This window comes from Marinobacter sp. bablab_jr008, assembly GCF_016464145.1.
Taxonomy (GTDB): Bacteria; Pseudomonadota; Gammaproteobacteria; order Pseudomonadales; family Oleiphilaceae; genus Marinobacter; species Marinobacter nauticus.
In genome coordinates, this window is record NZ_JACDWW010000051.1 from 26,730 (window position 1) to 46,642 (window position 19,913).

The window sequence follows — 19,913 nt, forward strand, 5'->3', positions numbered from 1 at the left end:
AGGCCGTGCCTCGGCCGGCCATCGGTCAAAGGGTTGAGTGCCTGGCGCCCCACCGGAACTGGGTCACAATTCCGAGCCCTGCATCACCACAACGCCCCGTCGCCACAAACGCCATTCACCCGGCTTGTAAATATCCCAGGTTTCGTCGCTGGTGAGGGGTTCGGTCACGATGACGCTGACAATGTCGTTGGGTGTGGTTTCCGATTCAAAATCCACGGTAACGTCGGCATCTTTCAGGCGGGCGGGGCCAAACGGCGCCCGTCGGGTAATACTGGCCATCTTGGTGGTGCAAAAGGTAAACAGCCAGTCGCCGTTGCTTAGCAGCAGGTTGAATACCCCTTGGCGGGCGTAGTTCCGGGACAGCTGAACCAGCCGTTCCACCACCTGCTCGGTGGCAGTGTCTCGATCGCAATGACTGCGCAGGTGGTTCAGGATATCGCAGAACAGGGCTTCGCTGTCGGTGCTGCCAACGGCCTCGTAGAAGCCGGGCGCCGCGGAAAACTCCGAAAGCTGACCATTATGGGCGAAGACCCAGTAGCGGCCCCAGAGCTCGCGGATAAACGGGTGGGTGTTGGCCAGGCAGATATCACCCACATTGGCCTGACGAATGTGGCAGATGGCCACTTCACTCTTGATGGGGTGGGTTTGCACCACTTCGGCAATGCGCGAGGAGGCACTGGCGTCGGCATCGTGAAAACAGCGTACCCCTTTACCTTCGTAGAAAGCGACGCCCCAGCCATCCTTGTGTGGGCCAGTGTCACCGCCACGACGGGTCAGACCGGTAAAGCTGAAACAGAGATCGGTCGGGGTGTTGGCGCTCATGGCCAGCAGTTCACACATGGTTGGCGGTATCCTCGGCCTTGCTTCCGGGTGTATTCGCTAGGATACCCGAATCAACCGAGACCTCCAGCCATCGAACCGACGGATTTCGGAGGCTGTCCGGCACCGGCGGGCGCCACACGGTTCCGGCCTGCCCGCTTGCCGCTGTAGAGACAGCGATCTGCCACACAGAACAGCGTTTCCGCCTCCCTGCCATGCTCCGGCCACTGGGCAATACCAAAGGAGGCGGTCACGCGGATACCCGCTTCGCCGTATTTCAGCTCCCGCCGGGCAATGCGCTCCCGCAACTCGTCCATCAGTTCAAAGGCATCCCCAGGCTTTGCATCCCTCAGAATCAGGCCAAATTCCTCGCCGCCCAGCCGGCCAACAAAGTCGGTCGTGCGCAGACGCTCGGTCAGGCACTGCCCGATGCTCCTCAATACGTAGTCACCGGCATCGTGGCCGAGGGTATCGTTGACCAGTTTGAAGTGGTCGATGTCCATAATCACCAGAGCAAAATCGGTTCCGCTGCGCTCACACTCGGCAATAGTGCGGGCCAGTGTTGACTGGAAATTGGAGCGATTGGCCAGGCCGGTCAGGGCATCGGTCTGTGCCATGTCGAACAACCGTTGCTCAGCCTCTTCCCGACGCACCTCGTACATGTGCATGAACACCTGCATCAGGGCACCGCACAGAACCATGTTGAGCAGATCGATCATCCGGTGGGCAGAACCCACATCACCGAGGAAGAAGTAGTAAACCACCCCGCCCACCAGCATAAAGGGCACACTCAGGATCATGCCCTCGTGCTTGCCGAGCAGAAGGTAGGCCAGAACCGGCATCATCAGCACCCAGACAAAAGCCGCAATGGAGGCCTCTGGCAACAGCAAGATGACGATGAAAAACGAAAACAGCGACACCAGATAGGCGTAGATCCACTGTTGCAGGTGAGCCGTGGTTTTCAGACAAAAAACGCCGTAGAAAAGCAGCCCACTGGCCAACAGCTCGACCAGCGCCACCCATGGATAACCGTTGAAAAATTGCAGACAGGAAAAAACGACCAGCGCAGAGCCAGTCACCAGAAACAACAGCCTGGTAAGCGAGCGACGGTGGTTATCCCGGAGTCCTGAGCGGCTTTGTTCCAATGCCGTCCCCAGATCCGGATGCTTTGACGTATTCATGCTGACTCTTCCCTGGATCAACCAGAGAGTATAGTCGGTCTCCGCTGGCTGTAAAACAACCAGCCAACGGAGATCAGGTTACCGCGAGCCCTCAGATATACAGGTTCTTGCGGGAGAACCGCTCCACCAACGGTTGATAGGCCGAGCCCAGCAACCGATTGATGGCGTCAATGCCCCAGGCATCCGGCCCCACCAGAATACGGGATTCGTTTTTGAGGATGCCTTTAACAATAATTTCAGCCGCCTTGTCCGGTGTGGTCATGGCCAGTTTGTCGAAGCCCTTGCGCTGGGCCTCGGCGTTTTCGGATTTGCCCATGCGCGCGGCATTGGCAATGTTGGTGCGGATGCCACCAGGGTGCACACAGCTGACCTGAACCGGCTGATTCTCCAGTTTCATTTCCTGGCGCAGGGACTCGGTAAACCCACGCACCGCAAACTTGGCAGCATTGTAGGCGCTTTGCTTGGGCACTCCGATCAGGCCAAACACACTGGAGATGTTCACCACATGACCATCGCCGGATTCAATCAGGTACGGCAGAAACGCCCGGGTACCGTGGGCAACGCCCCAGAAATCAATGTCCATCACCCACTTGAAATCGGCGTCGGTCATTTCCCGCACCGTGGCAGAGAGGGCCACACCGGCGTTGTTGATAATCAGGTTAACCTGACCAAATTCCTTGCGGACCTGCGCGGCGTGGGCGTAGATAGCGTCCCGGTCGGAGACATCCAGGCGGTAGGTTTTTACCTCGGCGCCGCCCAGGCTGGCTGCGGTTTCCGCCAGCCCCGCCTCGTTAACATCGGAAAGAGCCAGCCGACAGCCCCGGGCCGCGAGGGATTTGGCCAGGGATCGGCCGATACCAGAGCCAGCACCGGTGACGACAGCCACCTTGTTGTTCAGATCTTTCATGGCGGGAACCTCTTGTTGTGGTCTTTCAGTAAAGCAGCGCTTTCGTTATTCGCCACTTTAGAGAGCCACCAGAGGCAAACCTATGGCACTGGACCCCTGGCGAGCCCGGCACCAGAGCCAGTCCTCCAATCAACCCAGAAGGTTATCCAGGGGCTGGTCATACCCGGGTGCAAACACCTCCAGGAAGTACTGCACTTCCGGCAGGCCGTCCGCTTCCAGGCGTGCCCGGATCTGCTGCTCCGCGGGGCCGAACTCCGGATTGCCGGCACGCAGTTCGGCACGACATTTCAGCCAGGCCGAGAGACGGTCCGCCGCCTTGATCAGTTCCTTTTCTTCCGGCCCCAGTCGGGATTCCCGCACATAGGGCGAAAAATCCTCCCGCAGGTCTTCCGGCAACAGCGCCAGCAATTCAGCTTCGGCCTTGTGTTCGATGTCGCCGAACGCCTCCCGCATCACCCGGGAATGGTATTTCACCGGGGTGGGCATATCCCCGGTGATCACTTCGGTGGCATCATGATAGAGAGCCGCTGCAGCGACACGGTCTGCATTCACCGTTCCGGCAAAATGCCGGTTGCGAATAAGCGCCAGGGCGTGGGCAACGGTAGCCACCTCCCAGGAATGGGTGGCCACGTTTTCATCAATAGCATTGCGCATCAGGCCCCAGCGTTTGATCCAGCGCAGGCGCGACACATAGGCAAAGAAATGGCTGGCCTTTCGGCCCGGGCTGTCGGTCATGGCTGCGGAACTCCGTGTATTCCGATTCAACGAACGTCCAGGGTAAACCGGACCATCACGTTGCCCTGTTCATCTACCGGCGCATCGCGAGCCGGATCCAGCAGGAACAACTGGCTGTCCGACACCTCATGCGTCGCCGTCAGCACCTGACGAACCGTTACCCCTCGCTCCGAGGCCAGACTTCCAAGCGCTTCCGGCGGCAGGCTGCGCTCACCATCGCGCCAGGCCTGCTGCGCCTGCTCCCAGGCTTCGCCGGTAACGGCCTCACCGCGGGCCTGCATCTGCGCCTTCAGCAATGCCAGGGCATCGGCCTCAGGGGCAACAGCACCACGGATGTTGAGCAGAAGCTCCGGGCGCTCCCTTAGCGCCTGGGCCAGCGCGGACAGTTTCTCGGCCTCGTTATCCGCCAGTTGTACACTACCGGGAACAAAGCTGACCTGGCCCAGCTCTTCGCTGCTGAAGCCTGCCATTTCCGCCAGCGAGCCCAGCATACTGAACGGTGAGGCGGCCGCTTTCACCAACAGGTTCACGAACGCCCGCATGACAATCTGGCCAACGCTGAATTCGGGGTCTGACATGTCGCCCTGAATGGGCAAATTCACCTCGATAACACCGTCACGATCTGTGAGCAGAGCCAGACCCAGCTTGACCGGGGCGTTAATGGCCTGTTCGCTGGCCACCGCAGAGCCCAGTTGCATCCGGTCCAGGATCACTTCGTTGGACGCCTCAAGCCGGGTACCGGTTATCTGGTAATCCAGCGCCAGTTCCAGTTTGCCGCTGTCCACCGAATACCCCAGATAGCGACCGAAATAGGGCGACAGTACCGGCAACGCCATGTCTTTCATGGTGAGTTTCAGGTTGCTGGGCTCTTCGGTGCCCAGAGCGCCCAGGGTTCCGTCAAAACGAACCGGTGCCACCCCGGCCAGCTGGCCGCTGATCGCCACCCGCCCCTGTTGCGGAGGGACATTGCTGATGCCGGTCACCGATCCCGTAAGTTCCTGGAACCCGGTACTGAAGGGCGGCTCCAGCGTGCGGTCGGTGTAGGCCATGGAACCTTGCTCCACGACCAGTTCGCCAATGCGGAAAATAAAGCCTGGCTCCGAAGCTTCCGACGACGCCGTTGGGCTGGTTTCTGCCTCGGAGGCCCCGCCATCCTGAATAATCTGCTGCAGATTGTGCAGTCCGTCGGCGGCCCGGATGACGTTAACCGCCGGGCTGTTCAGGGTCACGGTGCCGATTTCCAGCCGGGCGGGATTAAGGTTGAACTCCACCGGGGCCAGGCGCAGCAACTCCCAGGACACCAGCTCCCCGCCATTGCCCGGTAGCCGCGTGGCCAACCCGGCAATTTCAGCCGTGCCACTGAAGGTGCCGGTCAGGGGTTCATCCTGGCCATCCAGGTCCAGATTGCCATCGAAACCCAGGCGGCCATCCACCAGCTCCAGGTTTGCGGCATCAGCAACATAGGGCTGGATAACGGGCAACAGGATGTCGCTGCCGGACAAGGCGCCCTCAAAGGTAAACGGCGCTGGAGTCAGCTGGCCCATGGCGGTCACCCGGCCACCGGAGCCGAGTTCTGCGGAAATATCGTAGGAAACCGGTTCATCCAGGCGGTGGGAGAGACCACCCATGGTCATGGCCAGATTATTGACGGCAATCTCGGCGTCTGTTTCCGGCACCTGATCCCGCCAGCGAACCTGACCGCCGGACAACTCGACACCCTGGACCGACCAGCGGAATGGCTCGCCCGAATCAGACGCCGGCTCCGAGGTTTCGGATTGATCGGTTCCGGCAGTTGCCAGAGACGACTGCCAATCCACCTCCCCCTTGGCATTGCGGGTGGCGGCCAGCGACGGTTGCTGGATCGACACCATGCCAACGGTTGCCTCCCGGGCCGTCAGGTCGAAGCCAATGCCCTGAATGGCAACGGCTTCCGTAGCCAGGGCTGGCTGCTCATCGGAGGGCGAAAGCGCCAGTGCCAGTTGCTTGATAGTGAGGTTGCCATCGGAGGTGATCAGTTCAAAGCGATCGCCACCGGCCAGTTCATAACGGGATTCCAGGGTCACGGTACCATCGCGCAGCTGCCACGGCAGATAGGGCGCCAGGAAGTGGGCGAGGGTATCGTGACGAAGCCCTGAAAGCCGGAGCCGGCCTGCGGAGTACAGCGGGGTAACGCTCAGATCCCCCTCCCATTCAATCACCTGCTCACCCAGAGCAGCCATCACGGAATACTGACTGTCGCTGCCATCCCGGGGCCAGGTGGCCAGATCGTTCAGGGTAAGATCCAGCGGCGCAACCCGAAACTCGGCAGGGTCGCCACCCTGGGAGAAGTCACGGAACAGCAGCTCACCACCATCGATGGTCACCTGCTGGAAATACAACCTGGGCGGATTACTCGACTGAGCGGTTTCAGGCCGGGTCGTGTCCTCTTTCTCGGGATTGGCACTGCGCCAGTCCCGGGCAAAATTGATGTCATGGTCCTGCAGCAAATCCAGGCGAACGTCCGGCTCCACCAGACGGATTTCCTCAAACCCGATGATACCGCGGAGCAAGCTGAGGAAACTGAGATTCACCCGCAGGTGATCAAACGACGTCACCGGCTCCCCAGTCGTATCCTTTGCAGAAAAGGCGTCTGCTTCCAGGCTGAAGGCAAACGGATTGAACCGCACGTTCTCCACCTCAGCCTGCCAGCCCATGCGCTGGTCCATCTGTTCCGGCAACGACCGCTCCAGCCACCAGGGCAGAACCAGGAAGCCGGCCAGGGCATACAGACCCAACAACACGCCCAATGCGATCAGCAGGTTCCTGACCAGATGGCTCTTCCGGCGACTCACTACCCGCTGGCTTGCTACCTGGCTGTTCTCTGCCTCTTTCTCTGCCACAAGACTCTCCCTTTATCTACCCACGGCGCCGCGGCCGGCCATGATGCAAGCATAGCGCCCGTGTGCGGTGTTTGTCAGCGAATTCACCCGACCAGACACGAAACCTGACAGCGACCACCGAACCCGATATGCTCCGCTGACGTATGACTCCCTGTGTTGATCAACGGAGACGAGCAGTATGGATATCGGCGATATGCGTCGGGATTTCGAAAGCGAAGGGCTGGATCGGGAACACCTGAACGAGGATCCGGTACAGCAGTTCCAGACCTGGTTCGAGGATGCCAGAACGGCGGGCATTCTGGAGCCCAATGCCATGTCACTGGCCACCACCGGTGCCGACGGCATGCCCGATCTCAGAACCGTGCTACTGAAGTATTTCGACAGCCAGGGTTTTGTGTTCTACACCAACTACGGCAGCCGCAAGGCTCAGGAGCTGCAGGAGAATCCCCGGGCGGCACTGCTGTTCCCGTGGATCGGCCTGAACCGGCAGGTGCGTATTCAGGGTGCGGTCGAAAAGGTCAGCAAGGCGGAATCCCTGCGCTACTTTTCGTCCCGGCCCCGGGGCAGCCAGATTGGCGCCTGGGTTTCGGAGCAGAGCCAGGTCATTACGTCCCGAGGCCTACTGGAGCAAAAAGTCGCGGAGATGAAGCGCAAATTCAGTTCCGGAGAAATTCCGCTCCCCAGTTTCTGGGGTGGGTACCGGGTGGTTCCGGAGCGAATCGAATTCTGGCAGGGAAGGCCGAGCCGGCTTCACGATCGATTTGAGTACGTGAGAGAAGGCGATGGCTGGACAATCCAACGACTGCAACCCTGACCGGCCGGCGATCTGGCTGTGCCACCAGATCAACCGGAACCTGTCCCAGGCCCCAGCCTGGATGACCGCCGATGAAGGCAAAGCCCTCGCGCGTCTGGAAGGGCCCAGACGCCAGGAGTATCTGACCAGTCGATGGCTGATTCGTCAGGCCCTGGCCCGCGCCAGTGGGGAGGCTCCAACAAGCTGTCACCCGATACCGGGACGCCCCGTTGCCTCGGCCAGCCCGCAGGGCTGGCACCTGTCGCTGAGCCACAGCCAGGGGCTGGCAGCGTGCGCCACGAGTCGTACGGCTCTGGGGATTGATCTTGAACCGAGCCAGCGCCGGCCAGACTGGGCCAGAGTGACGACACGCTGGTTCACTCCCGTTGAGCAGGAATGGCTGCTGAAGGCGAACAATGCGTTCAGCTTCCTCAAGGTCTGGACCCTGAAAGAAGCCTGGCTTAAAGCGACCGGGCGGGGCATCGCCGGCAATCTGCAAACCCTGGAAGTACGAAAGAATTTCGAGCTGTACGGGGACCAGCCCGACCGACACTGGCAAGCCAGTTGCCTGTATGCCGAGGGCTTTCTGGTTACCCTGGTTTACCCCTGCGATGGCAGCCCGGATAAGACCAGCACCTGGCCGGAGATTACCTTGCTGGAACCACCGCCGGATGACTACAATCTGGGGCCGGCTTCCAGCCTCGACGTTTCCTGGGAGCCTCTGTTTCACCGGCTGATCAGAGCCCGACCCTAGCGAGGCCACCATGCCCCAGACGACCGGCCGCTGCCCCTGGTGCGGCACCGACCCACTGTACGTGCACTACCACGACACCGTCTGGGGGCGCCCGGAATATGACGATCAGGCGCTGTTCGAAAAGCTCTGCCTGGACGGACAGCAAGCCGGTTTGAGCTGGATTACCATCCTTCGCAAGCAGGAAAGCTACCGGCAGGCCTACGCCGGCTTTGACCCGGAGCAGATTGTCCGCTTTGATGAGGACGATATCGCCCGCCTGCTGGCAGACCCGGGCATTATCCGGAATCGCCTGAAAGTTCATTCCATCATCCGCAATGCCCGGGGGTTCCTCGCTCTGCGGGATCAGGGCATCTCGTTCTCGGAGTTTCTCTGGCAATTCGTCAACGGCCGGCCCATCCAGAACCGGTGGCAGACACTGGCCGAGGTCCCCGTCACCACGCCGGAATCTGAAGCCATGTCCAAGGCCCTGAAGAAAGCAGGCTTTAATTTTGTGGGCCCCACCATCGTCTACGCCTTCATGCAGGCCACCGGCATGGTCAATGATCATCTGGTGTCCTGCCATGCCCACACGGAGTGCCGGCAACTGGCACAATGATCTTACCGGGCCGGTTGATCGTAAGTTCCCCTGACACATCATTTCGGGAGCTTCACGGTGCGCATTACCCTCGACGAACTCAAAAACCTGGAACAACCGGTGATCGACCTTCTGGAGATCCTCTCCCTGGAGGGCCAACAGTACATGGCTCGCCTGCATGGTCCTGAAGGCATGAAGGTACTGTCGGACCATAAAGGGCAGACCCGGCTATTCCGCAGCGCCTGGCAGATTCAGGACACCCTCTCCAGCTACACCATTCGCGAAACCCAGGTAGTGCATCCCTCGGCGTACCATGAAATGGTCGGGATGGCGCCGGCAGACATTGAGCCCATGCGGATACAGGTACAGAGGCAGAAGTCGTGATTTCAGTTGCTCGCCTCGCGGTTCTGGTCGGCATTGCCGGCCTGATTCCATTCATTCTAGGCACCGCTGGCCTGTTCCTGATGCCAGCCAACAGTGTTGCCATTCTGGCGTGGTTCTATATTTACAGTGCCGGTATTCTCGCTTTTATGGGCGGAATCTACTGGACCATTGCCATGCAGCTGGAAAACCGCTCCTACCCGCAATCGCCCCTGGTGACCATGCTGCTGAGCCAGTTGTTCTTCGTTGCCGCCGGTATCGGACTGTTGCTACAGACGCCGCAGAAAATCCCGCTCTACATCGTCGCGTTCCTGTTGCTGTATCTGGTAGACGCCCGCTGGATGCGAAGCTACTGGCCGGCCTGGTATCTGAAGATGCGATTGGTGCTGACCACCGTGGTACTGGCTTGCCAACTAACCGTGGCCGGCTGGTTCTTCCTGCTGCACGGTGCCTGATTCAGGCACCGTCAGGATCGGTTCCAAACAGGGTCTGCAGCTTTCTCAAAGCGCCTTTCTCGATCTGTCGCACACGCTCCCGGCTGAGACCCAGCTGTTCCGAAATCGTTTGCAGGGTCTCCGGTTCAATCAAGCCAAGCCCGTAACGCCGGGTCAGGATATCCCGCTCCCGGTCCGACAATGCCCCCATCATGCGCTCCAGCCGAATCATCCGGTCCCGCGCCCGAAACGGCTGGTCCGGGCGGGTATCGGCACCCGCATCAAGACTGTCAGCCAGGGTCACCGATCCATCTTCGACCAGTGGTACATCCGTTGAAACTTCCCGGGCCGCCAGGGCTCTCAGTTCGCCAATCCTGGAAGGTGTGGCCTCCATTTCCCGAGCCAGCTCGGACTGGGTGGGCTCCCGGCCGAGGGATTGATGCAAACGCATGGATACCTTCTGCAACTGGCGGATCTCCTCCACCACGTTTTCCGGCGTATGCACCACACGCACACCCCGCTGCAGGCAGCGGCGCACTTCCTCGCTGATCCACCAGTAAGCGTAGGTGGAAAACCGGAAGCCCTTGCCGGGGTCATAGCGCTCTACGGCCTTGATAAGCCCCACGTTGGCGTCCTGGATCAGGTCCGACATGGCAATGCCATGATGGCCGTAGCGGCGGGCGATATGTACCGCCAGCCTCAGATTGCTCTGAATCAGGCGGTGACGGCAGGCCAGGGCAAGGTGGTAAGCCCGGCGACAGCGGGCCGAAAAGGCACAGGCATCCCCGAGGCTACCCACCACATCCCGCAAGGTTTGTGGGGTGTCCTCGGGTAATGCCAGCTCGGTGTGAATCACCCGTAGCGACCGGATCAGCTTTCTGGCCAGACGCCGTTCATCGGTTTCGCTGAGGAGGTCATGCCGGGACGCATCCCTGAAATACAACCCGACCAGGGAATCCCTTTCACCATCGTTGGGCAGCGTCGGAAGCGGTCCCGGCCGGCTCTGTATCTGCATGGCTCGGTACCCGTTTGATATTTATTGAGAATACGCAGATCAGGCAGGCATGGATTCCCCAGCAACGAGGGGAAAACCGAAATACAGGAATACAGGAATGAGGATGAGCGGGGGAGGGATCGGTCACGCCCGGCCATGAAACCTCACAGGTTGTGAGACGGCCGACCGGGCGCCCGATCTGGAGGCAAGACTCCTCCATTACCCACAGACGAAGCGACCGGTTCCGCCTGTGGGTAATTCCTAGCCGGCGGTGGTTGATGCCGCCACGATGGCATATTCGTGGTTATGGGGTTCAATCAGCGCCCCGTGCAGGGCCACAATCGCCTGGTCGTATTTGTCTTCATCAACCACGAACTGGATATCCACCTGGCGCATGCACTGGTGGATCGCCAGCACGCTGATGTCATTATCAGCCAGTGATTTTACCGAACGGGCAAGAATGCCCGGCACCTTCATATCACTGCCAATGGCAGACACCAGGGCCACTTTGCGGGTACTGATTTCGGCATTGGGGAACTCTTCCTCCAGTGCCTTGACCACCCGCTTCACGTGCTTGAGCGTGGTATCCACGTAGTGGGTAATGGTATTGGCATTGGTGTCCTTGGACATGAACCGCACTTTAAAACGGCTCAGTACATCCAGGATACGGCGGTCGGAACCCGGCTCGCCCTGCATGTCCTGGTCGAACACCTCAATGGCAAATACGCCTTTGGCACCTGCCACGATCTCCACCTGGGGTTTTTCACTGACGTAGTCGCCAGTGATCAGCGTACCAGTGTGCTCCGGCTCGAAGGTGTTCATCACCCGCAGCGGAATCTCGTTCTGGCGCAGACCTTTACCCGCACGGGGGTGAATCGCTTCCATCCCCAGGTTGGCCAACTGGTCGGCGACGTCGTAGTTGGTACGCCCTAACGGAACCACCTTGTCTTCGCCAACAATGTTCGGATCGGCAGAGCTCAGATGGTATTCCTTATGGATGATCGCTTCCCGGGCGTTGGTGATCACCGCCGTGCGGCTGAACGTCATCTCACTGTAGCCCCGGTCGAAGGTACGCATCAGACCTTCCTTGCACTGGGCATAACCGGTCACGATTGGCAGTTCCCGGCTCAGGTCGATGGCATCGAAGGCCTGCTTGAGCTTTTCATCCAGCGGCAGCAATTCACTGTCGCGCCAGCCGGTGAGATCGACAAAGCGGGCGTTAATACCTTCCTGCTGCAGCTTCAGGGCGGTATTGAAAGCACTGTGGGCCTCGCCAATCCCCGCCAGCATCTCCCGCACGGTAAGCAGATGCTCTTCAAGCTGGAACTGGCCATAGGAACACAGGCGCTGCAGGTCGATCAGGCAACCCCGGACACCTTCAATGCGATCAGTAATGAACTGGTCCGCCTGCTGCTTGAGCATCGGATCGGCAAACAGCTCACCGTTGATGTCCGTCAGCAGTTGAATCAGCTTGGTAAGGTCGTCGCCCCAGGCCCAGTCGGATTCGGCATCGGCAAACAGGGCATAGACCCCCGGCTCGCCGGTTTTCTTGTGCTCCAGCAGTTCATTGGTCACGCCGCCGTAGGCAGAGACCACAAAAATCCGCTGGTAGAGGTCGCTCTTCTTGCGCTTGCCAATAATGATATTGTCGCGCACGGCCTCATAGTTACTCATGGAAGTACCGCCGATTTTCTCGACGGTATGTTGTGCCGTTGTCATGTCGTTGCCTTTGCTATCCTGCGGAATGTAAGTGTGGGATGGAGGGCGTCTTACGACGCCTCGCTAACACCTTCCTGCATGATCTCATCGACACTCTCGGCCAGGATTTTCACACCCAGGCGCAGATCGTCTTCGCTGGTGGTCAGCGGCATCAGGCACTTGATCACCTCATCGTTCGGACCACTGGTCTCGATGATCAGGCCGTGCTCAAAGGCACGCTTGGTGATCGGGCCGGTCAGATCTGCATGCTTGGCCTCGATGCCGCGCATCAGGCCCCGGCCTTTCATCTTGAACTCACCCGGGTACTTGTCGCAGATGGCCTGCAGGGCATCACCCAGCACCTTGGTCTTGGCCTTCACTTCGTTGGCAAAGGTGTCGTCCTTCCAGTAGGTTTCAATGGCCGCACGGGCAGTGACAAACGCCATGTTGTTACCACGGAAGGTACCGTTGTGCTCACCGGATTCCCACACGTCCAGTTCCGGCTTGAACAGCACCAGTGCCATCGGCAGACCATAGCCGCTCAGGGACTTGGACACGGTCACAATGTCCGGCTTGATGCCGGCGAACTCAAAGCTGAAGAACTCGCCGGTACGGCCGTTGCCCGCCTGGATATCATCCACAATCAGCAGAATATCGTGCTTCTGGCACAGCTCGGACAGACCTTTGAGCCACTCGGCACGGGCGGCGTTCAGACCACCCTCGCCCTGTACGGCTTCAACAATGACGGCAGCCGGCAGTTCAACGCCGGAAGAGCTGTCTGACAGCACCTTGTCCATGATGGCCAGGGTATCAACGTCTTCGCCCAGGTAGCCGTCGTAGAACATGAAGTCGACATGCCCCAGGGGAATACCTACGCCACCACGGTGATGCTCGTTACCAGTGGCTGCTACCGCACCGGTAGTGACACCGTGAAAACCGTTGGTGAAGGAAATGATGTTGGTACGGCCTTTCACCTTACGGGCCAGCTTCATGGCCGCTTCCACACAGTTGGTACCGGTGGGACCGGTGAACTGCATCTTGTAGTCCAGACCACGGGGATCGAGGATGTGCTTTTTGTACGATTCCATGAAGTCGTGCTTGGCGGTGGTGAACAGGTCCAGGCCCTGGCTCACACCGTCCGCTTCAATGTACTCAAGCAGCGCTTTCTTCAGGATGTCGTTATTGTGGCCGTAGTTCAGGGAACCGGCACCGGCCAGAAAGTCCAGGTATTCCTTGCCATCTTCGGTGTACAGATGGGCGTTCTTGGCGCGGTTGAAAATCACCGGAAAAGCACGGGAATAAACGCGAACTTCAGATTCAGTAGACTTGAAAATTTCCATTGTCTTGCCTCTTAGCATGTCAGGTTCGAGGTAAATGCGCGGGAGCCTGTCGGTAAAACGTGTCGGTCGCAACAGACCCGCCGAGCGTTGCTTTAAGCCGAATGGCAGGCCCACCCCGGGCGGCCTGCCGGCTACTACAATCTCGTCAGTGGTTCACGCCTGAAGGCGAGAACACAGGCTCTCAGACAGGGTTCGTGAAAGGCCCGATGCGCAGCAGAAATTCAGAATCGTGCTTGCCGCCAAAATGGGTCTCTTTCTCGAAATGCTCGTGGTAGGTGAGCTCGGCTCCCAGATCACGGGCGAAAGAGCGGAACAGCGCCCACGAGGCCTCGTTGTCTTCGGTAATCGTGGTTTCCAGGTGCGTGACATTGCTGCACGCGTCCCGGCCAACGATTTCCTTCAGCATCCGCTTGGCGAGGCCCTGTCCACGACCTTTCTCGTGAACCGCCACCTGCCAGACAAACACGGTCTCGGGCTGTTGGGGAGGGATGTATCCGGAGATAAAGCCGACCAGATCGCCTTCCTTCTCCGCGGCCACGCCGGTCTCGGCAAAGTGGCTGCACTGCAACAGGTTGCAGTAAATCGAGTTGGGGTCCAGCGGGGGGCATTCCGCAACCAGCTGGTGAAGCCTGTAGCCATCATCCTTTGTCGGTTTACGCAGGGTGATGGCGGTGGTATTCGATCCTTCTGATGTCATAACGTGATCAATTCGCTGCCAAAGGTTAGTGTTGAATTATATAGACCACAAAATATATTTCAAGTCGACCCCGGCCAGCCACTCAACACGGCTCGGGCCCGATCGTTTCAGAATAGACCGGATTGAAGCATTTGCCAGTGACAAATTGGTTACCGGAAAGACGGAAAAATGATGCCCTCCGGCACAAGATGGGTGCCGTCAATCAGGCGTCTTCGATAGGACACAGCGGCAGGCGACCCTTCGGGCCAAAGCCTGTCAAACTGAGCCAGCCAGGCATCGATATCGTAAGCCACCGGCATCAGGGAAACATGCAGACCGGGCCGCGCAATTGCCGCCAACGGCTCCATAAAAGGGCTTGTAAAGCCAATGCGGGTAACGAGCCCCCGGGAGTCGGCACGCAGATTACCCATGCCGGCCGCACCGTTATTGGCCACGATCCGTTGTTTTTCATCCACTTTACCGGACCAGATCACCGGCAGACAGGTATGGGTGCAAGCAATCAGGTTGGCACCGGTGGCGCGAAACCAGTACGCCAGCTTTTCCTCGCCGCCCGAGGCAATGGATTCGTGAGCCAGCCCCCACCCGGCCAGAGACTCCGGATCACCATGCAAGACCAAAACCTTTAGGCCTCCAAATATCAGGCAGCGGTATCGTGGCAATAATGAGAGTTTCTTTTGAATATCGGGGTGTCGGTCCGCCACCACCTGCAGCCGCCCCATCATCTGATTGGACCGCTCCACCACTCCCTGATCCACATACTCCGGGTACGCGCAGCCACAGCCGGCGCCAGCGTTGGGAATCGAGAGCTCATAATCCACGTTGCCGAGAATCGCTGTGTGGTCCAGGATCCGGCTGTTGATCTCCCGGAACAGAGTGTCGTCAGCGTTAAACCAGTTGAAATCGCCATTGAAGACCAGCTTCACCCGGTGGCCATGGCGCTCCTCTGCGCGCACCATGGCCTCGATTTCATCAAGGGCGAAGGCATTGCCGTAAAGACCACCGACGATGTACAGCACATCCTCAGAAACATGCGCCGGCTCTCTGCAAAGAGACTCTGGCTTGTAGCGGTATGCCAGCGGGCAGCTGCGCCCTTCCTTATCAGCCATGATCTGGCCCCTCCGTTCTGGTCAGGCACCTTCGGCGGCCACCGGCTTTCCAGCCAAACGCTTTAACAGCAAGGGCAGGAAGAAACACACCGTACAGATCAGGAAACCGTAAGCATTCACGCCCAGCAACATCGCATAGGCACCGTCACCAATCGCCCAGCTTGATGGGATGAGGCCCACCGCCAACAGAACACCAAGACCAAGCCCGGTCCAGAAGCTGAGATGGAAGCTCCAGGGCGACCACTGGGTAAAACCATAGAACAGGAAAACCGGCGCCAGCCCCATGACCATAGTGCCCGAGATGGTCGTCGCCTTGAGGATGTCAGTACCGGCGAACATGGGCAGGTTACCCAGGAAGGCAAAAATCACCATCACCACGGCCCCCACTCTCATGCTCGGCAGCTTGTCCGACGCACGCCGCGCCAGGCGAGGCAGATCCACCGCAAGGGACTTGGCCAGTGAGGTAAAGGTGGAATCGAGAGTGGAACCGGCCGAGGTCATCATCACCACGCTCATGAAGAACAACGCCGCCAGCCCCAGGGACTGGCCCACTGCTGCGGGAGCGTTCCCCATGGCCTCAATGCCGTTAACCCGGGCGTGAACGCCCACCAGACTGAAAATAAACACCGCCACAAAGCCCAACAATCCGGCGACCACAAAGCTCTTGAGCATGGTCTTTTCCTTGTTCACAAAGCCCCGGTCAGTCAGCACCGGATCGTGGAATGGATAACTGAACAGTTGCAACAGAGCCACCAACAGCAAGTCGAAACCAGCATTGAGCCGGAACTCACCATTAGTCAACAGGGCGCTGGTGTCGTTGGCAGGGATGATCAGGAACAATACCGCCCCCACAAAGAACACAAACACGAAGGCCTGAATCACATCGGTGAAGATCGAGGACCGGAGACCGCCCTTCAGACTGTAAGCCAGGGTAAACACCGTAAACAGCATCGCCGCCGCGTAATACTCCCACTCACCGGGCAACCCGAAGTAACCGCCCACCACCGCGGTGTTACTCCAGACCTCGTTATAGAGCCGGATAAGAACCGCCGCGGCAAACGCCAGACTGGCCAGCCTCCCGAAACGCGAGGTCAGAAAATCCTGCAGACTCCGGGCCCCGGTCTGGGTCCGGATCAGGTAAATCACATAGCCTGCCACCGGGATGGACAGCCAGTAACTGGCATAAGCCAGACCGCCCACCACACCATAAGCCGCCCCCAGATTCGCCGCATTAGTCACCGACTTGGCAAAGATCCAGCTGATAAAAATACTCGCCGTCAGCGACCACTGACCCACCGGGTTGCCCTGATCATCGGCGCCCTTATAAAAAGAGTTTGCGTTCTTGCTCTTGGGCGACAGCGCATACATAACCACGCCGTAGACCAGCAGGAATCCCCAGAACAGGGATGCTTCGGTAAAATTCATTGTCTTGTTCCTGGTTTACGGTTTAACGGATCTACGCAGGCGCCGAACAACTCGCCCCAAAGCGGTAGCACGAGAAACACCGGTGATGCCGCAGCATGATCCGCTCATCCATACTCTCCGCCAGCGTGCCGCCAAGGTCATACTGCGGATCATCGTCCACCAGCGTGCAGGCATACACCCGCACCTGTTCGCCCTTCTTCACCAGCATCCGCGTATAGGTGCACATAAAGTGCGACCGGGATTCCTTCGTCGGATACTTCTCCATGCAGGTCTCGGTAATCTCCGGGCTGCCATCTTCCGAACCAGGCGTGCCCAGGTCCGGAAACGCGGTGAACGCCAGGCCCTCCGGAATGCCCCATTCCCGGAAGATTCCACGGAACGCGGCTTCGATATCAGCCGGAATTTCCTTCGGATCGGTCTGGCGGGCAATGGATACCTTGAAACCCTGTTCGATCAGCCAGCGGATGCCCTGCAAGGCCTCATCAAAGCTGCCCTCGCCGCGGTCCTTGTCATGCCGGGCGCGGTCGGGAAAATCCAGGCTCACCCGGAAGTGGATCGGATAGGGGTTATCCAATAAGGGCAGCACCTGGTGCTGGCGCCTGTGCAGCGGCTCAGTGGCGTTGGTGAGCACAAAGCAGGGGCGGTACTGGCTCGCGTAGTCCAGGATATTGACGAAATCCCGGATCACGAAGGGCTCACCACCGGTGAAGGAAAACTGCTCCACGCCCATGTCAATGGCTTCGTGGATAAACGGTTTCACGTCAATGAGCTTCATGCCCGGGATGCGGCCATCACCGGGATGGGAACCCTCCAGGCAAAACGGGCAGGCCAGGTTGCAGGCGGTACCGGTGTGTATCCACAGCTCTTTTAGCCTGTCGGCATCGATGTATCCCCGGGGATCACCGTTGCGGGTGCGGGTCCAGCTATCACGGGCCCGGGGTTCCAGAACTTCCACGGCCGGAATGCGTTTAGCGCGGGCCGGTCGGGTTTTGGTCAGGGGCATAGTGGCTCCTTGGTGTATTCGTCTTTTTCCCACGGCGCCAGCCATGGAGCTTCTCCAGCAGCTTCAGAATGCCTTCAGGGGCATGAGAGCGCTTCCATTCACCGGCCGCGTACTTGGCAGACTCGTTCCAGGTCGGGTAGGGGTGAATGGTGCCCAGGATCTTGTTCAGGCCCAGACCGTGTTTCATGGCCAGGGTGAACTCGGCCAGGATTTCCCCGGCGTGCGTGCCCACCACCACAGCGCCAAGAATCTTGTCTTTGCCCGGCGCTGTCAGCACCTTGATAAAGCCATTGTCCTCGCTTTCGGCAATGGCCCGGTCCAGGTCATCCAGGCCGTAACGAGTGACCTCGTAGGCCACACCCTTTTCCTTAGCCTCATTCTCACTCAACCCAACCCTGGCCACTTCCGGCGAGGTAAAGGTGACCCAGGGCATTACCCGATAATCCACCTTGAAGCGCCTGAACTGCCCGAACAGTCCGTTAACGGCCGCGTACCAGGCCTGGTGGGCCGCAGCGTGAGTGAACTGGTACGGGCCGGCCACATCGCCACAGGCAAACACATTCGGGTACCTCAGGCTCATGTCCTCTTCCACCGGTACCGTTCCGTTTGGCAGGGTTTCCACACCAATACGCTCCAGATTCAGGCCGGAGGTGTTGGCTGCGCGGCCGACCGCCACGAGAACATGATCGAAAGGAATGCGTACCCGCTCACCTTCATGCTTACAGTAGGCAACCTTCTCTCCTTCCTCTATACGAAACTCGGCGGCAGAATGTTTCAACCGAACGTCCACGCCGTCTGCCCGAAACTGCTTCAGCACCAGTTCAGAGACATCGGCATCCTCTTTCGCCAGCAGGCGCTCACCCATTTCCACCTGCGTCACCTGACTACCCAACCGCGCAAACGCATGAGCCAGTTCCGAGCCAATCGGGCCACCACCGAGCACCAGCAGCCGCTCGGGTAGCTCCTCCAGCTGCCACAGGTTGTCCGAGGTCAGCGGCTCCATGTCTGCCAGACCAGGAATTGGAGGTACCGCCGGCTTGCCACCGGTGGCAACGACGATGCTGCGGGCGGTGAGGCGCTCGGTGCGGCCATCGTTGTGCCTTACTTCCAGTTCCCAGGGCGACACAAAGCTGGCTTCACCAGCAATGCAGTCCACACCCAGTTTTCGGTAACGCTCGGGAGAATCGTGGGGCTTAACTTTCGCAATCACCTCCCTGACGCGGTTCATGATGTTGTTGAATGAGCCTTTGACCGGCACCGATTCCAGCCCGTACCGATTGGCATGGCGCAGCGTATCCGCGGCCCTGGCGCTGCGAATCAGTGCTTTGGAGGGCACGCAGCCGGTATTGAGGCAATCGCCGCCCATCTTGTTTTTTTCAATCAGCGCCACTTTAGCTTTCACTGCAGCGGCAATGTAAGCGGAGACGAGACCAGCAGAGCCTCCGCCAATGACCAGCAGGTTGTAGTCGAAATGCGCGGGTTTCTGCCAGCCGGCATACACTTTGCGGCGGCGGATAAAGCCCACCACAAACTTGGCAATCAAGGGAAAGAGACCCAACAATGCAAAGGAAAGCAGCAGGTCAACCGAGACAATGTCACAGGTGGACTGAATCTGACCCAATTGAGTGCCTGCGTTTACGTACACAAACGTGCCAGGCAACATGGCAACCCAGCTCACCACGGCATAGGTGCGCAGCTTCATGGCGGTCAGGCCCATGGCCAGGTTGATCAGGAAAAAAGGGAACACCGGTACAAGCCTCAGGGTGGCCAAGTAGAAGGCACCATCTTTTTCGATGCCACGGTCCATTTTCGCCACTGTGTCTCCGTAACGTTTACGCAACGAATCCCGCACCAGGAAACGAGCAGCCAGGAACGCCAAAGAGGCTCCAACGGTCGAGGCTAAAGACACCGCAGCAAATCCGTACAGGTTTCCGAAGAAAGCCCCTCCTGCCAGAGTCATGACCGTTGCCCCCGGCAAAGACAATGCGGTAACCAGTACATAAACCACCACAAAAGCGGAAAGCGCAATCAGTAGATTCGAATCAATCCAGTCGCCAAGACTCTGCTGATGTCTCTTCAGGTTTTCCAGTGTCAGAAGTTCATTTCCGCCAGCTGCGATAAAGCCGATCACAACAATCGCAATGGCGAAAACAAGAATCCACTTTTTCAATGTCATGAAAGAAACCCTTTAAA

Annotated in this window: 18 protein-coding genes; 5 read left to right on the plus strand and 13 right to left on the minus strand. The window is 59.0% G+C overall.

The window, feature by feature from the left end:
- Window positions 1–63: 63 nt before the first annotated feature.
- The 5 genes from JIF53_RS05555 to JIF53_RS05575 form a co-directional block, all read right to left on the minus strand.
- On the minus strand, window positions 64–840 hold the full coding sequence (locus JIF53_RS05555; protein WP_011783740.1) for a class II glutamine amidotransferase: 777 nt from the start codon (window positions 838–840) through the stop codon (window positions 64–66).
- 53 nt (window positions 841–893) lie between these two features.
- Complete coding sequence (locus tag JIF53_RS05560; protein ID WP_023011989.1) at window positions 894–2,000, minus strand: GGDEF domain-containing protein; 1,107 nt, start codon at window positions 1,998–2,000, stop codon at window positions 894–896.
- Window positions 2,001–2,091: 91 nt separating this feature from the next.
- Complete coding sequence (locus JIF53_RS05565; RefSeq protein WP_014420137.1) at window positions 2,092–2,907, minus strand: SDR family NAD(P)-dependent oxidoreductase; 816 nt, start codon at window positions 2,905–2,907, stop codon at window positions 2,092–2,094.
- Window positions 2,908–3,036: 129 nt separating this feature from the next.
- The gene (yfbR, locus tag JIF53_RS05570) at window positions 3,037–3,642 is read right to left on the minus strand and encodes a 5'-deoxynucleotidase (RefSeq protein ID WP_011783737.1); all 606 of its coding nucleotides are present in this window, start codon (window positions 3,640–3,642) and stop codon (window positions 3,037–3,039) included.
- A gap of 26 nt (window positions 3,643–3,668) precedes the next feature.
- Window positions 3,669–6,521 (minus strand): DUF748 domain-containing protein, encoded by a 2,853-nt coding sequence (locus JIF53_RS05575; RefSeq protein WP_199452027.1) that lies wholly within the window; start codon window positions 6,519–6,521, stop codon window positions 3,669–3,671.
- Window positions 6,522–6,699: 178 nt separating this feature from the next.
- Here JIF53_RS05575 and pdxH point away from each other — a divergent pair, with 178 nt between their 5' ends.
- From pdxH to JIF53_RS05600, 5 genes are read left to right on the plus strand one after another with little or no spacing between them, the layout of a single operon-like run.
- Window positions 6,700–7,335, plus strand: coding sequence for a pyridoxamine 5'-phosphate oxidase (gene pdxH / locus JIF53_RS05580; RefSeq protein WP_011783735.1), 636 nt, complete (start codon window positions 6,700–6,702; stop codon window positions 7,333–7,335).
- Window positions 7,304–8,068: a 4'-phosphopantetheinyl transferase family protein gene (locus JIF53_RS05585; RefSeq protein WP_023007835.1), complete on the plus strand. Its 765-nt coding sequence runs from the start codon at window positions 7,304–7,306 to the stop codon at window positions 8,066–8,068. Before pdxH ends, JIF53_RS05585 begins: the two co-directional genes overlap by 32 nt.
- A gap of 10 nt (window positions 8,069–8,078) precedes the next feature.
- The gene (locus tag JIF53_RS05590) at window positions 8,079–8,663 is read left to right on the plus strand and encodes a DNA-3-methyladenine glycosylase I (protein ID WP_011783733.1); all 585 of its coding nucleotides are present in this window, start codon (window positions 8,079–8,081) and stop codon (window positions 8,661–8,663) included.
- A gap of 57 nt (window positions 8,664–8,720) precedes the next feature.
- On the plus strand, window positions 8,721–9,026 hold the full coding sequence (locus tag JIF53_RS05595; RefSeq protein WP_121208092.1) for a DUF6482 family protein: 306 nt from the start codon (window positions 8,721–8,723) through the stop codon (window positions 9,024–9,026).
- Entirely contained in the window at window positions 9,023–9,478 is a 456-nt protein-coding gene (locus JIF53_RS05600; protein WP_011783731.1) for a DUF3429 domain-containing protein, read from the plus strand. Before JIF53_RS05595 ends, JIF53_RS05600 begins: the two co-directional genes overlap by 4 nt.
- A 1-nt stretch (window position 9,479) precedes the next feature.
- On the opposite strand, the gene JIF53_RS05605 is transcribed toward JIF53_RS05600, so the two are convergent.
- From JIF53_RS05605 to JIF53_RS05640, 8 genes are all read right to left on the minus strand, one after another.
- Window positions 9,480–10,472: a sigma-70 family RNA polymerase sigma factor gene (locus tag JIF53_RS05605; protein WP_011783730.1), complete on the minus strand. Its 993-nt coding sequence runs from the start codon at window positions 10,470–10,472 to the stop codon at window positions 9,480–9,482.
- Window positions 10,473–10,712: 240 nt separating this feature from the next.
- Window positions 10,713–12,170 carry an aspartate kinase gene (locus tag JIF53_RS05610; RefSeq protein WP_011783729.1) on the minus strand — a complete coding sequence of 486 codons (1,458 nt, stop codon included), beginning with the start codon at window positions 12,168–12,170 and terminating at the stop codon, window positions 10,713–10,715.
- Window positions 12,171–12,220: 50 nt separating this feature from the next.
- A complete protein-coding gene (gene ectB / locus JIF53_RS05615; RefSeq protein ID WP_014420132.1) occupies window positions 12,221–13,489 on the minus strand; it encodes a diaminobutyrate--2-oxoglutarate transaminase in 1,269 nt (422 codons plus the stop codon).
- A 181-nt stretch (window positions 13,490–13,670) separates the two neighbouring features.
- Complete coding sequence (gene ectA, locus JIF53_RS05620) at window positions 13,671–14,186, minus strand: diaminobutyrate acetyltransferase (RefSeq protein ID WP_011783727.1); 516 nt, start codon at window positions 14,184–14,186, stop codon at window positions 13,671–13,673.
- Between the two features lie 149 nt (window positions 14,187–14,335).
- Window positions 14,336–15,292, minus strand: a complete 957-nt coding sequence (locus JIF53_RS05625; RefSeq protein WP_199452028.1) for a metallophosphoesterase family protein — start codon at window positions 15,290–15,292, stop codon at window positions 14,336–14,338.
- Window positions 15,293–15,313: 21 nt separating this feature from the next.
- Window positions 15,314–16,717 carry a sodium:solute symporter family transporter gene (locus JIF53_RS05630; protein ID WP_199452029.1) on the minus strand — a complete coding sequence of 468 codons (1,404 nt, stop codon included), beginning with the start codon at window positions 16,715–16,717 and terminating at the stop codon, window positions 15,314–15,316.
- A 31-nt stretch (window positions 16,718–16,748) separates the two neighbouring features.
- On the minus strand, window positions 16,749–17,720 hold the full coding sequence (locus JIF53_RS05635) for a radical SAM protein (RefSeq protein ID WP_199452030.1): 972 nt from the start codon (window positions 17,718–17,720) through the stop codon (window positions 16,749–16,751).
- Window positions 17,686–19,896, minus strand: a complete 2,211-nt coding sequence (locus tag JIF53_RS05640) for an FAD-dependent oxidoreductase (RefSeq protein ID WP_199452031.1) — start codon at window positions 19,894–19,896, stop codon at window positions 17,686–17,688. Before JIF53_RS05640 ends, JIF53_RS05635 begins: the two co-directional genes overlap by 35 nt.
- Window positions 19,897–19,913: the final 17 nt, after the last annotated feature.

Coding starts and splice junctions, on each gene's coding strand:
- JIF53_RS05565 (WP_014420137.1), bottom strand. CDS start 2,907: ATGAAAGATCTGAACAACAAGGTGGCTGTCGTCACCGGTGCTGGCTCT.
- JIF53_RS05640 (WP_199452031.1), bottom strand. CDS start 19,896: ATGACATTGAAAAAGTGGATTCTTGTTTTCGCCATTGCGATTGTTGTG.
- yfbR (WP_011783737.1), bottom strand. CDS start 3,642: ATGACCGACAGCCCGGGCCGAAAGGCCAGCCATTTCTTTGCCTATGTG.
- ectB (WP_014420132.1), bottom strand. CDS start 13,489: ATGGAAATTTTCAAGTCTACTGAATCTGAAGTTCGCGTTTATTCCCGT.
- JIF53_RS05635 (WP_199452030.1), bottom strand. CDS start 17,720: ATGCCCCTGACCAAAACCCGACCGGCCCGCGCTAAACGCATTCCGGCC.
- ectA (WP_011783727.1), bottom strand. CDS start 14,186: ATGACATCAGAAGGATCGAATACCACCGCCATCACCCTGCGTAAACCG.
- pdxH (WP_011783735.1), top strand. CDS start 6,700: ATGGATATCGGCGATATGCGTCGGGATTTCGAAAGCGAAGGGCTGGAT.
- JIF53_RS05555 (WP_011783740.1), bottom strand. CDS start 840: ATGTGTGAACTGCTGGCCATGAGCGCCAACACCCCGACCGATCTCTGT.
- JIF53_RS05590 (WP_011783733.1), top strand. CDS start 8,079: ATGCCCCAGACGACCGGCCGCTGCCCCTGGTGCGGCACCGACCCACTG.
- JIF53_RS05605 (WP_011783730.1), bottom strand. CDS start 10,472: ATGCAGATACAGAGCCGGCCGGGACCGCTTCCGACGCTGCCCAACGAT.
- JIF53_RS05585 (WP_023007835.1), top strand. CDS start 7,304: ATGGCTGGACAATCCAACGACTGCAACCCTGACCGGCCGGCGATCTGG.
- JIF53_RS05625 (WP_199452028.1), bottom strand. CDS start 15,292: ATGGCTGATAAGGAAGGGCGCAGCTGCCCGCTGGCATACCGCTACAAG.
- JIF53_RS05560 (WP_023011989.1), bottom strand. CDS start 2,000: ATGAATACGTCAAAGCATCCGGATCTGGGGACGGCATTGGAACAAAGC.
- JIF53_RS05610 (WP_011783729.1), bottom strand. CDS start 12,170: ATGACAACGGCACAACATACCGTCGAGAAAATCGGCGGTACTTCCATG.
- JIF53_RS05630 (WP_199452029.1), bottom strand. CDS start 16,717: ATGAATTTTACCGAAGCATCCCTGTTCTGGGGATTCCTGCTGGTCTAC.